Origin of the sequence: Sphingorhabdus sp. M41 (genome assembly GCF_001586275.1) — a bacterium.
Taxonomy (GTDB): domain Bacteria; phylum Pseudomonadota; class Alphaproteobacteria; order Sphingomonadales; family Sphingomonadaceae; genus Parasphingorhabdus.
Genome location: NZ_CP014545.1, coordinates 3,032,318 through 3,046,861, shown reverse-complemented (window position 1 = coordinate 3,046,861; position 14,544 = coordinate 3,032,318). Strand labels below are relative to the sequence as shown.

Below are 14,544 nucleotides of genomic sequence, written 5' to 3'. Positions count from 1 at the left end.
TCCATCCGGAGCGAGGCGAGCTTATGAAAAAGACGTTTGGAAGTTTGGCATTGGTCCTAACCGTCGCAATCGCTTCTCCACTGCTCGCTCATGGCAGCACGGGCCCGGAAGCCGCCTCGCACGGTCCGGTAATGAACCCGGATCAGGTCTATGCCGCTTTTGGCTGGGATTTCGACAAGGCGGAAATCAAGACCCAGAAAATTGCCGATGGCCTCTATGTCCTGTTCGGACTGGGCGGCAATATCGCGGTGTCGGTCGGCAAGGACGGAACGCTGATTGTCGATGACCAGTTCCCGCAGCTGATGCCCAAAATCAAGGCGGCACTGAAAGATATCGGCAGCGAAGACGTTGACTTCGTGGTCAACACCCACTGGCATTTCGATCATGCCGACGGCAACCAAGTGCTCGGCAAGGAAGGCAGCTGGATCGTCAGCCAGTCCAATAGCAGAGCGATGATGCTGGACGATCATATCGTCAATTTCGGGCCTTTTGCCGGCGAGCAGAAAGCTTATCCCGAACATGCCCTGTCCGATATCACCTTTGACCGGACCATGCAGTTTCATATCAACGGTCAGAAGATCGATCTGCTGCACGTCGGCCCGGCGCACACCAATGGTGATACGGCGGTCCTCTTCCGCGGGACGAACGCCGTCCATCTCGGCGATGTGTTTAACAATAGCGGCTACCCGTTCATCGATGCAGACAATGGCGGAGACCTTGCCGGGATGATCGCTTTCTGTCAGGCCGTCCACGATGCGATTGACGATCAAACGACGGTTATCCCAGGCCATGGCCCCGTTACCGACCGTGCGAAGCTGGCGCGCTATATCGAAGTGCTGACCATCATCCAGGGCCGCGTGCAGGCGCTGATCGATGACGGCAAGTCATTGCAGGACATCATGGCGGCGAAACCAACGGCGGAATTCGATAGTGAATTTCAGGCCAATGAAATGATGCTGCCCAGCTTCCTCAGCCGCGTTTATGCGAGCCTGACCCGCTAATAGCGGCCTCTACTCCGCCGCTTCTTCTTTCGGTTCCAGCTTGTCCTGGGTGCGCAAATCAAAATCGCTGTCGTCGTGCCGTTCGCGCAATTGCTTTTCCGGCGGGCCCGAGGTCCGGTTGACCATGATGCCGCGCTTGACCGCCGGCCGCGCGAAAATCTCGTCGGCCCAGCGCAGAACATTTTTATAGTCCTGCACCTGCAGAAATTCGGCCGCATCATAGACCAGACCCTTCACGAGAGAACCATACCAGGGTGCGGTCGCCATATCGGCGATCGTATATTCGTCACCGGCGAAAAACTTGTTATCCGCAAAATGCTTGTCGAGCACATCAAGCTGGCGCTTCACTTCCATCGCATAGCGATTGATCGGATATTCGAATTTCTCCGGTGCATAGGCGTAAAAATGGCCAAAGCCGCCGCCAAGAAATGGCGTGCTGCCCATTTGCCAGAACAGCCAGTTGAACGTTTCGGCCCGGGCCTTTCCTTCCTGCGGCAGGAAGGCATCGAATTTTTCTGCCAGGTGCATGAGGATGGATCCCGATTCAAACAGGCGGGTCGGGGGATTGGTGCTGTGATCCATCATCGCCGGGATTTTGCTGTTCGGATTGATCGCGACAAAATCGCTGCCAAATTGCGCGCCTTCGCCGATATTGATCAGCCAGGCATCATATTCTGCGCCTTCATGGCCGAGGGCCAGCAGTTCTTCGAGCATGATGGTGACCTTCATGCCATTGGGCGTGCCCAGTGAGTAGAGCTGCATCGGATGCTTGCCGATCGGCAGCTCCTTTTCGTGAGTGGCTCCCGATATCGGCCGGTTGATATTGGCGAAGCGGCCACCGTTTTCCTTGTCCCAAGTCCAGACTTTTGGTGGTGTATAGGCGGGCAGCTCTGCGGTCATGGGATATTTCCTTATCTATGCGTTGCGCAATCGATAACAGTTGCAACCGTCTCGATCACGCAAGTTTTTCTGCGTCCGCTGCAAGCCGATTTATGAGCGGCGGCTAATTTCGGGGTGCGATGCTGTGCACCATGGTCAGGAAATTCAGCGTCGTGCCGGCCCGGCGATGCTCGGACAGCGCCTGATAATCAGGGTCGTCATACCAGGCCGTGGCTGCTTGCTGGCTCGGAAATTTGAGCAATACGATCCGGCCTTCGGGCGGAGCAGCGCCTTCGAAGGTGACGCTGCTATCGTCAAAGGTGATGAACTCCCCGCCATGTTTTTTCAGAATCGGGAAAAAGCCCTTTTCATATTCGCGATATTTCGCCGCGTCCTGCACGGTGAAATTGGCGACAACATGGACGGGAAGGTCAGTCATTCTATTGGTCCTAGTTCATTTCCGCGAAGGTCTTGTCCTTGTCGACCCGCACATCCTGCGGCAGACCCAATACCCGTTCGGCGATGATATTCTTCAGGATCTCATCGGTGCCGCCGGCAATCCGCAGACCGGGAGCCCACATGAAGCTTTCCTGGAAAATCGCGTCCGATGGCGCTTCGTCCTTGTCGACGATCAGGCCGAAATGATCCTGCATCTCGATCGCGCTGTTGCAAATGTCCTGCAGATGATTGGCGTTAATGATCTTGCCGATCGCATTTTCCGGACCCGGCGTCTCGCCGCGGGACAAGGCGGTCTGGGTACGGAATTTGGTCAGCTTGTAACCCTGAGCCGCGACATACCAGTCGGCCAGCTTTGCCCGGAAGGCCTGATCGGACAGGGTGCCGGCGGACCGCGCATAATCCATGATTTCCTTCCAGTCGGGTCCCGGGGAGCCGCCAACCGCGAGCCGTTCATTCATCAGCGTGACCAGCGCCACTTTCCAGCCCATGCCGGGTTCGCCGAGACGATCGCTGTCGGGAATACGGACATCGGTGAAATAGACTTCGTTAAACTCGCTGCCACCCGATGCCTGATGGATCGGCCGGACATCGACGCCCTGCTGTTTCATGTCGACGATGAACATGGTCAGGCCCTTGTGCTTGGGCACATTCGGATCGGTGCGGACCAAAAGGATACCAAAATCGGAATAATGGGCTCCGGAAGTCCACACTTTCTGACCATTTATAACCCATTCGTCGCCATCTTTGACCGCTTTTGTCTTGAGACCGGCAACATCCGACCCGGCAGCCGGTTCGGAGAAGAGCTGGCACCAGACTTCTTCGCCCATCAGCGCTTTCTGGACATAGCGTTTCTTATGCTCGTCCGATCCGAAGGCAATGACGGTCGGGACGCACATGCCGAGGCCGATGGCAAAGGGGCCGGTCGGCGCGTCAAATTTGGCCTCTTCCTGTCCCCAGATCACCTGTTGCATCACGGTGCCGCCGCGACCGCCCATTTCCTTGGGCCAGGTGATCTGTGCAAAGCCACCTTCCGCCTTTGTCTTCTGCCAGGCCTTGGCGCGGGCGAGAAAATCCTCGCGGCCACCGGAGCGCAGCGCGCCCGGCGTCTTGGCGTTCAGATGCTGTGATAGAAAAGCTTGCGCCTCGGCGCGAAATTCTGCTTCTTCTGCTGTGTCGTTGAAATCCATAGTCTATTCCTTCACTTTTTTGACCCGCGCACGGGCCCAAGATTCAGTCATTTTTCGCTTCGAGCGCGCTAACCAGCTTCTCTTTCCACACCGCCGGACTGCCCGCCTGTACGGAGAGCAATTTGGCGCGGCGGTAGAAGAGGTGGCAATCCACCTCCCAGGTGAAGCCCATGCCGCCGTGGGTCTGGATATTTTCCTTGGAGGCAAACCAGAAGGCTTCCGATGCCGCGACCCGCGCAGCAGCTGCCGCTTCCGGCAGTTCCGCTGCGTTGCTCGAAAGCGCCCAGGCACCATAATAAGCGTTGGAACGAGCGACCTCATTCTTCACATACATGTCGGCAAGCTTGTGCTTGATCGCCTGATTGCCGCCAATCGCGCGGCCGAATGCGACCCGTTCCTTGGCATAGGCATTGGCCATTTCGAGACAGCGGGAAGCGCCGCCCAATTGTTCGAAGGCGATCAGCACGGCTGCCCGGTCGTTGATCTGGTCGAGCAGCGCCATGCCATTGCCCGCTTCGCCGAGCAGTTCCGCCTTCGCGCCATCGAAGCTGATCGTCGCGTGGCTGCGCGTCGGTTCGAGCGTCTTGATCGGTTCCCGCGAAACGCCGCTCTCGTTGAGATCGACAATGACGAGGCTTTCGCCGCTGCCGTCTTTCACCAGCACGATCGCATGGCTGGCAATATCGCCATCGGTCACCGGGATTTTCTTGCCCGTGATGCTGCCGTCCTTCAGCCGCGTCGCAATATTGCCGGCCTTGATTTCGCCCGGCCCTTCGCTGATCGCGATGCAGCCGACCAGGCTGCCGTCTGCCACTTTCGGCAGCAGCGCCTGTTTCTGGTCTTCGCTGCCCGCAAGCTTCAGCGCTTCGGCAAAGAAATAGGCGGAGGACCCGAACGGTACGGGCGCCAGCACGCGCCCGAGTTCTTCGGCAATCACGCAAAGCTCGAGCATGCCGAGGCCAAGCCCGCCATATTCTTCGGGAATGGCGGCGCCGAGCCAGCCCATTTCGATGATCTGTTTCCACACGCCTTCATTGTGGCTCTTGCTGTCATCATCCAGCACTTCGCGAACATGGGCGCTGGTGCATTGGGCTTCGAGAAATTTGCGCGCTTCGTCGCGGAGAAATTTCTGGTCGTCAGAGAAATCAAAATTCATGGTTCAAACCTCGTCCTTTTTTTCATTATCATTCGTCGTTGGCGGGCATATTCAGTGCGCCGCGTATTTCGTCATTATCCGCGCCCAGTGTCGGTGGATGGGCATAGAAATTGGCAGGGCTGGCGGAATAGAGAACCGGGTGCTTGATCGACCGGTATTTCCCGGTTTTTTCGCTTTCCCGCTGCTCCCAGAAACCGACCTGCTGGAGATGCGGATCGTCCAGTACATCGGCCATGCTATTATAGCGCATCGCCGGAATATTATGCTCGTCGAGCAGCTTCAGCCATTCTTCAGATGTCTTGGTCGAGGCAATTTCCTCGATCAGGCCATAGAGAGCGGTGATGTTTTTCGTGCGTTCCTGATAGGTGGCGAAGCGCGGTTCCTCGAACACGCCGGGCTTGCCACCCAGTTCGAAAAATTTCTCCCACTGTGCATCATTATAGGGAACCAGTCCGATATAGCCGTCCTTGGTCGGATAGGGCTTGCGATTCTTGTTGATCGACCGGCTGTAGGCAAGCTTGCCATTGCCGGGCAAATAGGTTTCGCCCCAGAGATTCTCGACCATGTTGAACCAGGTGAAGGCTTCGAACATCGGCACCTGGACAAATTGTCCCTCGCCGGTTTTTTCCTTGTGATACATGGCGGCAAGCGTTGCATTGACCGCGAACAGCCCGATGGTCTTGTCGGCAACCAGCGACGGCATATATAAGGGCCGGCCGCTGTCACCGCGCATTTCGAACAGCGATGCAAATCCGGAAGCGCCCTGGATCAGGTCGTCATAGGCCTGACGGTGGGCATATTCACCACCCTGGCCGAAGCCTGCGCAATGGACATAGACGATGCCGGGGTTGATCGCCTTGATGCTTTCATAATCCAGCCCCAGCCGTTCCATGCCGGCCAGTCGCACATTGTGGAAAAATACATCGGCATGTTTCAGCAGCTCGAGGATGACGGCCTTGTCGTCTGCATTCTTGCCATTGAGGGTGACCGATTTCTTGTTGCGGTTGAGCGAAGCGAATATCGGACCGAGATCGCCGGTCGGGCTGTCCCCGGCATGGCGCATCATGTCGCCGGCAAATTTACCGTCGCCATTTTCAATCTTGATGACGTCTGCGCCCATGTCCGCAAAATTGACCGTTGCAAAGGGACCCAGCACAACCGTCGACATGTCGACGATCTTGAGTCCCTTGAGTGGACCTGTCGGTTCCGTTTCCCATTTCAGCTCTGGCCATCCGCTCATTCACTAGTCCTCAAATTATTAGGTGCATTGATCACCCTGTCTGTTATCATGTTTAATCGATTGATGAACTGTTTATTTTGAGGGAATTACCATTGGCTTTGGCAGACAAGAAGGCGCCGGTCCTGATCGGCGTTGGCGAGACAAGTGGTCGGAAACTGAAGGAATCGCAGGGGCTGGAATGGCCCTCGACGGTCGATCTGGCGTCGGATGCGATCAGGGAAGCCTTGGCTGACAGCGGCGCGGCGGCAAAGCTGGCCGCGTCGATTGATTGCCTGCTATCGATTCGCCTGTTCCATGACAGCGGCCTGCCGCATGATTGCGGTTCGCCGGAGAATCACCCGGAAGCGGTGGCGACGGCATCGGGCCTCAACCCCGCCACTCTGCTCTATGGTGATGTCGGCGGCCAGAGCCCGCAGAAACATCTCAACAAGCTCGCCTGTCAGGTTCATGACGGTGAATATAAAGCGGTAGTCCTGTCCAGCGCGGAAAATGTCGGCACCGTCAAGCGCGCGCGGCGCAGCGGCCACAAGCTCGACTGGAGCCAGCCGGCAACCCGCGACATGATCGATCTCAAGACCGATCAGGACAAGATGCTCACCGCCTATGAATGGCGGCAGGGCATCATCAACATGCCGATGGCCTATGGCATTGTCGAAAATGCCCGGCGCGCACGGCTCGGGATGGATCGCGACAGCTATGCGCAAAGCATGGCTGAGCTGTGGGAGGCCTTTGCCGAAGTGTCGCTGACTCGCGAACATGCACAATTTGCCCGGAAATGGACGGCGGAAGAATTGCTCGCCGATGATCATGGCAATTACCGGCTCAACGACCCTTATCGCCGCTGGATGGTGGCGCAGGATGCGGTCGAACTGGGCGCAGCGGTGATATTGACGACGGCGGGCCATGCCGAGGAACTGGGCATCGCCGAAGACAAGATAATCTATCTGCACAGCGGCGCCGACGCGAGCGTGCCGCTGATGAGCCATCAGGCGGACCTGTCGATTTCTCCCGCCATGGAATCGGCCTTTCCGAAGGCACTGGAACTGGCGGAAGTGGAGGCCGGCGACCTCGGGCCGATCGACATTTACAGCTGTTTCCCGGTCGCTGTTTCGCTGGCGATGGATGCGCTCGGTTCACCAGATCGGTCTTTATCCTCCTATACGCTGACCGGCGGCCTCAGCTTTTTCGGCGGACCCGGCAACAGCTATAGCGCGCATGGCATGGTCGCGCTGGTTCAGGCCTTGCGCAAGGACGGCAGCAAGCCGGGGATGATCTCGGCCAATGGCGGCGTGATCAACAAGGAATCGGTCGGCATTTATGCGGCTCAGCCGGTTGCGGACCAATGGTCACCGGACCGGATTGCCGAGCCCAACCGGATCCTCAAACCCGCCCATATCAAGGAAGACCATTATTTCACCGGCAAGGCGGTGATCAAAAGCTATGCCATGCCTTATGGCAAGGCGAGCCGTGGGGAGGCCAGCTTGTGGCTGCAGGACGAACAAGGCCTGCCCGCCATTGGCGTGCTGCCCGATGCGCCGGAAGATACCGACCTGATTGGTCTGGCGGTGGACGTAACGGCCGTGGATGAGCGCAATATCGCCAAGCTCAGCGGATAATCTGCATATCGAGAAATTCGACTTGCGGCGTCAGATAGGCCTCGCGGCAGGGCTCTTCCTTCGCCAGGTCGGTTGACAGATATTTGCTGTTGCTGTCGGCGAAGATCGTCGCGACGGCCTTGCGCGTGCCGTCGGCTTCTACCGGCTGCTGCAGGGCGACGCGGATCGCGGCGACGAGATTGAAGCCGCTGGAAATGCCGACACCGAGCCCGAACTGGCGGCCGAGCTTCTGCGCCATCAGAATCGCGTCGCCGTCATGCACGCCAATCACCCCGTCAAGCGCGGACAGGTTGAGGATGGCGGGGATGAATTCATCCGACAGGCCCTGCACCCGGTGCTGGCCGCATTTGTGGCCGACCGACAGGGTGGGGGATTCAATCGGCTCGACCGGATGCACGGCGATGCTGGCGTCGCGGCTCTTGAGATAGCGGCCCATGCCCATGACGGTGCCGCCGGTGCCGACGCCAGCGACAAAGCCGCCCAGCGTGCCGCCGTCGGCAGTTACCTGCTGCCAGAGTTCGGGGCCGGTGCCTTCGGCATGTTCGTCCGCGTTGACCGGGTTGGAAAACTGGCGCGGCATATAGGCACCCTGCCGGCCCAGTTCTTTCGCCGCCGCCATGCAGCCGAGAAAGCCGCCTTCTTCGCGGGAGACCAGACGCACATCCGCGCCATAGATAGCCAGCATCGCGCGCCGTTCGGCGCTGACCCAGTCGGGCATGAAAATGGTGACGGGATGGCCGAGGGCGCAGCCGATGGCGGCAAAGGAGATGCCGCTATTGCCGCTGGTCGCTTCGACAATCGTCTGGCCGGGCAGCAGATCGCCGCGCCGCATCGCATCCTGCAAAATCGCCAGCGCCATGCGGTCCTTGATGCTGCCGGACAGGTTGAACATCTCCGCCTTGGCATAGACGGTCACATCTTGCCCCTCGCAGCGCGCCAGGATCCTGATCATCGGCGTATTGCCGATCAATGCCGACAGCGACTGCAGCTTGTCCTCGCGCGCCCGGCCTACAAAATCCAGCATCATATTTTCCCTTGTCATCATCTGCATCTGCATATGAAGCGAGACGGGTGGGAAATCCCTGTCAATTATTGGTGCTATTGCACGGATGTTGTGATAATATTTTGGATATGACCAAAGAAATCAAAAATATTGATGATAATGACCGTAATATTCTGAAAGCCTTGCAGCGCGATGCCAGCCTGTCGCTGGAAAATCTCGCGGCGCAGCTCAGCCTTTCGACCAATGCCTGCTGGCGGCGGATCAAGCGGATGGAGGCGGACGGCATCATCGCCCGGCGTGTGGTGATCGTCGATCCGGAAGCGGTCGGCCTGAATATGACCGTGTTCGTCGCCGTGCGGACCAGCGACCATAGCGACAAATGGCTCGAAAAATTCGCCGCAGCGGCGTCGGCGATTGAGGAAGTGGTCGAATTCTACCGGATGGCGGGCGAGGTCGACTATATGCTCAAGCTGCTGGTCCGCGATGTTGCCGACTATGACCGGGTGTACAAGAAACTGATCAAGGCGGTGCCTTTGTCCGATGTGTCGGCGAGCTTCGCGATGGAGCGGATCAAATATGAGACTGCGGTGCCGGTTTGAACGTGATCCGCAACGCTAGAGCAGATTTGGTCGCAAAACCGGATCTTTTAACGTAGAATAAAGTTTGGTAACCCGACCCATCAGAGAGCGGTGAAAAATATGGATCGAGAAATGCATTTGGGTAGGAAAGCAACTAACTTGTTATTGCTTAACTCATATTTTTCAATTGTAATTTTCCTTCTCTTTACAAAACCCGAAGTTTCCATTTTCGCTATTCTTTCAACAATATATTTTACCGTGGGCTTTGGTTTTTATGTTTATGTTTTGACGAAAAAGAAGAATTGCGGGCATAGCTCCTTATTGCAGTGGAGTAGTGGATTTTTCGCTCCATTTGTCAGAAAGAGGTGCCCAATTTGTGGCGACAGTTCATTGGATTAATGTGATCAAACCGCCACAACATCCTGCCGGATCGCGCCAAATATCGAGTGACCATCCGCATCCAGCATCTGGATTTTGACCGTGTCGCCTGCACTCATGAACGGTGTCTTGGGCGCACCGTCGTTGATTGTCTCGATCATCCGGATTTCGGCGATACAGCTATAGCCGAGGCCGCCTTCGCTGACCGGCTTGCCGGGATCGCCGTCGGGTCCCTGGTTGGATACGGTGCCGGAGCCGATGATCGTGCCGGCTGACAGGGGCCGGGTCTTGGCGGCATGGGCGACCAGATCGGCGAGGCTGAAGGTCGCGTCCTTGCCGGCATTGGCGCGGCCAAAGGGTTCGCGGTTATAGTCGACCTGCAGCGGCAGATGGATGACCGAGCCCTTCCACGCGTCGCCCAGTTCATCGGAGGTGACGCAGACCGGGGAGAAAGCCGAGGGCGGTTTCGACTGGAAGAAGCCGAAGCCCTTGGCCAGCTCGCCGGGGATCAGGCCGCGCAAGGACACATCGTTGCACAGCATGACCAGTTTGATGTGGTCGGCTGCGTCCTCGGCACTGACGCCAGGCGGCACATCATCGGTGATGACCGCGACTTCGCCTTCCATGTCGCAGCCCCATTTGGGATCGCCGAGCGGAATATCGTCGCGCGGGCCGAGGAAGGCGTCGCTGCCGCCCTGATACATCAGGGGATCGCTGTAGAAGCTCTCCGGCACTTCCGCGCCGCGCGCCTTTCGGACCAGTTCGACATGATTGATATAGGCGCTGCCGTCGGCCCATTGATAGGCGCGGGGCAGGGGGGATTCGGCCAGTCGCTCGTGAAAGCGTTCGCAGGGCACCGTCTCATGTTCGACGTCGCGGTAGAGCGCTTCGAGCTTGGGCGCGCATCGCTCCCAGTCGTCGAGTGCCGCCTGCAGGGTCGGGGCGATATTGCTCGCTTCGCAGCAGCGGGTGAGATCTTTCGAGACCACGACCAGACGGCCGTCGCGGGTGTCGTTCTTCAGGGTGGCGAGTTTCATGTGCGTTCCTCGGTCTGTCTGCCGTTCGTCTCGAGTCCTTCGTCAAGCTCAGGATTCGAGAGACCGGTGCGTGTGGGCTCAGTGTCTCGACTATGCTCGACACGAACGGTAATAAAGGAGCTTATGCGGCGCAAGGCAAGCTAATGCTCGTCGCGCGCTTTTTCGTGCAGCCAGGCGGCATGTTGCGGTGCCTTCTTCGTCCGGCTCCATTCCTCGAGCATCGCGGGAGCAACGCGGCGCAATTCGGCCATCTCTTCCTCGGTGCCGATATCGCAGGCCAGTTCCAGCCGGTGGCCGTTGGGATCGAAGAAATAGATCGACTTGAAAATGCCGTGATGGGTGGGGCCGAGCACTTCCAGCCCTTCGGCTTCGGCATTGGCCTTGGCCGCCATCAGATCGTCGAGCGTATCCACCTTGAAGGCAATATGCTGGACCCAGGCCGGGGTATTCTGGTCGCGGTCCATGTCCGGTTGCTCGGGCAGCTCGAAAAAGGCGAGGACATTGCCGCCACCGGCATCGAGAAAGATGTGCATATAGGGATCATGTTCGCCGGTCGACGGGACTTCATTTTCGGCAAAGGCGAGCTGGAAATCCATGCCCATCACCCGCTGGTAGAAGTCGACCGTCTCTTTCGCGTCCTTGCAGCGATAGGCGACATGGTGGATGCCATCGATCTTTGGTGCGGCCATTATACCGGCTCCTCTACATTCAGCACCCCGCGCGCAACCTGATCGCGTTCGATGCTCTCGAACAGGGCCTTGAAATTGCCCTCGCCAAAGCCATCATCGCCCTTTCTCTGGATGAATTCAAAGAAAACCGGTCCGACTTGCGCTTCGGCGAAAATCTGCAGCAACAGACGCGGCTCGCCGCCTTCTGTGGTCCCGTCGAGCAATATGCCGCGGGTCTGCAGTGCGTTCACGTCCTCGCCATGACCGGGCAGGCGTCCGTCGAGCATTTCATAATAGGTGTTCGGCGGCGCGGTCATGAAGGGGACGCCGAGTTTCTTGAGCCGGTCCCAGCAGCCGATCAGATCATCACAGATCAGCGCGATATGCTGGATGCCTTCGCCGTTGAACTCGCGCAGAAATTCTTCGATCTGGCCCTTGCCGCCTTCGCCTTCCTCGTTCAGCGGGATGCGAATCTTGCCATCGGGCGCAGTCAGCGCCTTGGAGGTCAGGCCGGTATATTCGCCCTTGATGTCGAAGAAGCGGATTTCGCGGAAGTTGAACAGGGTCTCGTAATAATCCGCCCAATATTTCATCCGGCCGCCGTAGACATTGTGGGTCAGGTGATCGATCGTGTGGAAACCGGCGCCAACGGGATTGCGGTCCACTCCCGGCAGATATTCGAAATCGATATCGTAGATGGACAGGTTCTCGCCGCGCTCGCCGCCGTCATAGCGGTCGACCAGATAGAGAATAGCGCCGCCGATGCCGCGGATCGCCGGGATATGCAATTCCATCGGTCCGGTTTGCACGTTGACGGGTTCCGCGCCTTTTTCGAGCAGATAGGCATAAGCCTTGCGCGCGTCCTTGACCCGGAAGGCCATGCCGCAGGCCGAGGGGCCGTGCTCGCGGGCAAAATACCAGGCCGCCGATTTGGGCTCATAGTTGATGATCAGATTGATGCCGCCCTGCCGCCAGAGATGGACATCCTTGCTGCGGTGCTGGGCAATTTCGGTAAAGCCCATGACCGCGAATACCGGTTCGAGCACGTCGCGTTCGGGCGCGCAAAATTCGACAAATTCAAAGCCGTCCAGGCCCACGGGATTTTCAAACAGATCAGCCACAATATTTCCTCGAGATAATATGCGCGGAGTCGCGATATAGTTTCAAAAGATACTATAGGCTGTTGTGGCCGGCTTTGCAAGTTTCAGTTGCGGGTTGGCGGTCCGTTTCGGAGGATCCGGCTCGCTGGTAATCTGTTCCGTTCATATGGCTCGTTTCCGAAGCCCTTGCAAAGGCCGTTGAACGCGGGCGTTTCGCTGGAAGACCGCATATTAATTTTTGCAGGATAATGACGTAATTACAGCATAACAAGATAACAACATTGTCGGGAACACGCTTACAGCCGCAAATTATGACCGTTGCATCCATCTCGACCAGTGCGGATTTCAATCCGTTCGTTGCCAAAATTTACCGGCCGATGCTCCGAGGCTATTTCGGAGTTGCTGGCGCTTATTATGCGGTGATGACGGTGATGCATCTCTTTGTGCACAGCGGAACAAATCTACTGGCCATTGTTTCGGTGTCGACCATTGCCTGCATAACGCTCGCCATATTTTGGTACAGACTTCGCAATCCTATCGCCATCGCAAGGCTTCATGTTGTTACAACCATTGCCAATCTGCTCATGCTTACAAATGTCATGGTGGCGATGGAGATTGATTTTTCTCAGGCCAATCTCGTCTATTTCATCATCATGGTGATGGTCTTCGCATTGGCCTGCAGCAGCCTGAACCAGGCACTCATCTCTATCGTAGCGGTAATTGCCGGATTATTTTATGTGCTTCTGAAGAATGCGCCAGAGCAGGTGACCAACTATAGTTTCGTCGTATCTTCTGCGGCGATGAGTGCGATTGCCATCACCTTTTTCTTGCGCCGGGCGGTCGGCCGAACCGCTTTCGCGAGAAACGAAGCGGAAAAAAGACTTCAAGAAGCGCAACTGCTTAGCGAGGAGATGCGCCATTTATCCCTGTCGGACAGTCTGACCGGCTTGCCAAATCGCCGGGCCTTTTTTGAATCTTTCCAGCAGATTAAAAAGGATGCGGAGTCAGGCGGCTCTATCTGGCTTGTCTTGCTCGATCTGGACGGCTTCAAAGCGGTGAATGACGGTTACGGTCATTTGATCGGTGACGAACTGTTGAAGATGGTCGCGACCCGGATGCAGGACTATTGCGGCGACGAGGCGCATGTTAGCCGTATGGGAGGGGATGAATTCAATATTATTCTTCCCCACAGCGCGGAAGAGACCATTGTCGACGCCTGGTGCCAGGGACTGCTGGAATATGTCGCTCGCGTATATCTGATCGAAGACAGGCTTATTCAGATTTCCGCTTCTATCGGTTGTCAGCAGATCGACCCTGAAGAAAGCGACTCACAGCTTATTCGAGACGCTGATTACGCACTTTTACATGCAAAAAAACACGGCAAGAATAGAGTGATTGTTTTCCGCGAGGAACATGCGCGGGTCGCTGCAGAACGGTTCAAGATAGAACAAGCCCTGCGCGTTGCCGATTTTGATAGCGAAATTGAACTGCTCTTCCAGCCGCAATTTGATCTGGGACAAAACCGGATTGTTCGCGCTGAAGCGCTCGCACGATGGAGCAGTCCGATCATTGGCGACATAATGCCCGCCCGCTTCATCGAGGTTGCCGAGGAAAGCGGCCTGATTGCCAATATTACACTTGCCGTGCTGAAACAGGCGATCGCTCTCCTCAAAGATCGGGATGACCTGATTCCGCTTTCGATAAATCTCTCGGGACATGATCTGATTTCCGATCCGATCATCGATCAGATTGTCGAACAGGTCGAAGTCAGCGGATTGAATCCGGCCTTGCTCGAATTTGAAGTTACCGAAACGGCGATGATGGCGGATACGAGCAAAGCCAGCCGCAATATGCTCCGCTTGTCCGCCCTTGGACATCCGCTGGCACTTGACGATTTCGGGACCGGTTATTCCAACTTCAGCTATCTTCGTACGCTGCCGATCAGCAAGCTCAAGGTCGACCGCTCCTTCATGAAGAATGTCGCGGATCCAATGACAGAGAAGCTTCTCCATTCACTGGTCGGAATGGCCAAAACACTGGGCGTGGAGTGCCTCCTCGAAGGGGTTGAAGACGAACTTCAGCTGATCATTGCGAAACGGGTGGGAACGCATATGGTTCAGGGATATCTTTTCGGAGTGCCGATGACCGCAAGCGATCTGCTGTTACAGATTGAAGAGCAAAATATGGTGGCAGAAACATATATTGGGCGTGGCGCGCTCATCGGCTGAGCTGCCGTTTGAGC

At 57.0% G+C, this 14,544-nt stretch carries 13 protein-coding genes; 4 read left to right on the top strand and 9 right to left on the bottom strand.

The annotated features are described in order from the left end of the window. The first annotated feature begins 23 nt into the window (after positions 1–23). Positions 24–1,001 (top strand): MBL fold metallo-hydrolase, encoded by a 978-nt coding sequence (locus tag AZE99_RS14530; RefSeq protein WP_067202594.1) that lies wholly within the window; start codon positions 24–26, stop codon positions 999–1,001. A gap of 9 nt (positions 1,002–1,010) precedes the next feature. Here AZE99_RS14530 and yghU read toward each other — a convergent pair whose 3' ends face one another. From yghU to AZE99_RS14505, 5 genes are all read right to left on the bottom strand, one after another. Next, a complete protein-coding gene (gene yghU, locus AZE99_RS14525; RefSeq protein ID WP_067202591.1) occupies positions 1,011–1,901 on the bottom strand; it encodes a glutathione-dependent disulfide-bond oxidoreductase in 891 nt (296 codons plus the stop codon). A gap of 103 nt (positions 1,902–2,004) precedes the next feature. Next, the gene (locus AZE99_RS14520) at positions 2,005–2,319 is read right to left on the bottom strand and encodes a DUF1330 domain-containing protein (RefSeq protein WP_067202588.1); all 315 of its coding nucleotides are present in this window, start codon (positions 2,317–2,319) and stop codon (positions 2,005–2,007) included. Positions 2,320–2,329: 10 nt separating this feature from the next. Beyond that, the gene (locus AZE99_RS14515; protein WP_067202585.1) at positions 2,330–3,526 is read right to left on the bottom strand and encodes an acyl-CoA dehydrogenase family protein; all 1,197 of its coding nucleotides are present in this window, start codon (positions 3,524–3,526) and stop codon (positions 2,330–2,332) included. A 43-nt stretch (positions 3,527–3,569) separates the two neighbouring features. Then, the gene (locus AZE99_RS14510; RefSeq protein WP_067202583.1) at positions 3,570–4,682 is read right to left on the bottom strand and encodes an acyl-CoA dehydrogenase family protein; all 1,113 of its coding nucleotides are present in this window, start codon (positions 4,680–4,682) and stop codon (positions 3,570–3,572) included. 28 nt (positions 4,683–4,710) lie between these two features. After that, complete coding sequence (locus tag AZE99_RS14505; protein WP_067202579.1) at positions 4,711–5,922, bottom strand: CaiB/BaiF CoA transferase family protein; 1,212 nt, start codon at positions 5,920–5,922, stop codon at positions 4,711–4,713. A 92-nt stretch (positions 5,923–6,014) separates the two neighbouring features. Between AZE99_RS14505 and AZE99_RS14500 the strand changes: the two genes are divergently transcribed. After that, positions 6,015–7,538 carry a hypothetical protein gene (locus tag AZE99_RS14500; protein ID WP_067202576.1) on the top strand — a complete coding sequence of 508 codons (1,524 nt, stop codon included), beginning with the start codon at positions 6,015–6,017 and terminating at the stop codon, positions 7,536–7,538. Here AZE99_RS14500 and AZE99_RS14495 read toward each other — a convergent pair. After that, the gene (locus AZE99_RS14495; RefSeq protein WP_197460205.1) at positions 7,528–8,565 is read right to left on the bottom strand and encodes a PLP-dependent cysteine synthase family protein; all 1,038 of its coding nucleotides are present in this window, start codon (positions 8,563–8,565) and stop codon (positions 7,528–7,530) included. The genes AZE99_RS14500 and AZE99_RS14495 overlap by 11 nt on opposite strands. Positions 8,566–8,669: 104 nt before the next feature. Between AZE99_RS14495 and AZE99_RS14490 the strand changes: the two genes are divergently transcribed. Further along, positions 8,670–9,140, top strand: coding sequence for an Lrp/AsnC family transcriptional regulator (locus tag AZE99_RS14490; RefSeq protein WP_067203743.1), 471 nt, complete (start codon positions 8,670–8,672; stop codon positions 9,138–9,140). A 383-nt stretch (positions 9,141–9,523) separates the two neighbouring features. On the opposite strand, the gene AZE99_RS14485 is transcribed toward AZE99_RS14490, so the two are convergent. The 3 genes from AZE99_RS14485 to hppD all read right to left on the bottom strand — a co-directional run bounded on the left by AZE99_RS14485 (position 9,524) and on the right by hppD (position 12,323). Next, entirely contained in the window at positions 9,524–10,534 is a 1,011-nt protein-coding gene (locus AZE99_RS14485) for a fumarylacetoacetate hydrolase family protein (RefSeq protein WP_067202573.1), read from the bottom strand. Between the two features lie 140 nt (positions 10,535–10,674). Continuing rightward, positions 10,675–11,223 carry a VOC family protein gene (locus AZE99_RS14480; RefSeq protein ID WP_067202569.1) on the bottom strand — a complete coding sequence of 183 codons (549 nt, stop codon included), beginning with the start codon at positions 11,221–11,223 and terminating at the stop codon, positions 10,675–10,677. Next, positions 11,223–12,323, bottom strand: a complete 1,101-nt coding sequence (hppD, locus tag AZE99_RS14475; RefSeq protein ID WP_067202566.1) for a 4-hydroxyphenylpyruvate dioxygenase — start codon at positions 12,321–12,323, stop codon at positions 11,223–11,225. Before hppD ends, AZE99_RS14480 begins: the two co-directional genes overlap by 1 nt. Positions 12,324–12,613: 290 nt before the next feature. On the opposite strand from hppD, the gene AZE99_RS14470 reads away from it, so the two are divergent. After that, complete coding sequence (locus tag AZE99_RS14470) at positions 12,614–14,530, top strand: putative bifunctional diguanylate cyclase/phosphodiesterase (RefSeq protein WP_067202563.1); 1,917 nt, start codon at positions 12,614–12,616, stop codon at positions 14,528–14,530. Positions 14,531–14,544 lie beyond the last annotated feature (14 nt).